The following is a 259-nucleotide window of genomic DNA, read 5'->3' as shown; positions in this document are numbered from 1 at the left end:
CGACCTTGAAGGAGACACGTTGGATACCGCCCTGCTGCTCACCGCCGCGTTCGTCGCTGGCGCACTCAACGCTGTCGCCGGTGGCGGCAGTTTTCTGACCCTGCCGGCACTGGTGTTCGTCGGCGTGCCGCCGGTCGTGGCCAATGCCACCGGCACGGTGGCGCTGCTGCCGGGCTACATGGCGGGCGCCTGGGGATTCCGCGAAGACACGCAGGCGCCGCCGGGCCTGTCGATGGCGCGGCTGGTGGTGCTGTCGCTG

Annotated in this window: 1 protein-coding gene; it reads left to right on the top strand. The window is 70.7% G+C overall.

The window, feature by feature from the left end; genetic code table 11:
* Positions 1 to 19 precede the first annotated feature (19 nt).
* Positions 20 to 259, top strand: a 240-nt coding sequence (locus B2J89_RS22250) for a TSUP family transporter (protein ID WP_169170897.1), incomplete at its 3' end; no start/stop codon positions are given.

Source organism: Acidovorax sp. SRB_24 (assembly GCF_012931925.1).
This window is presented reverse-complemented; position numbering and strand designations above follow the sequence as displayed.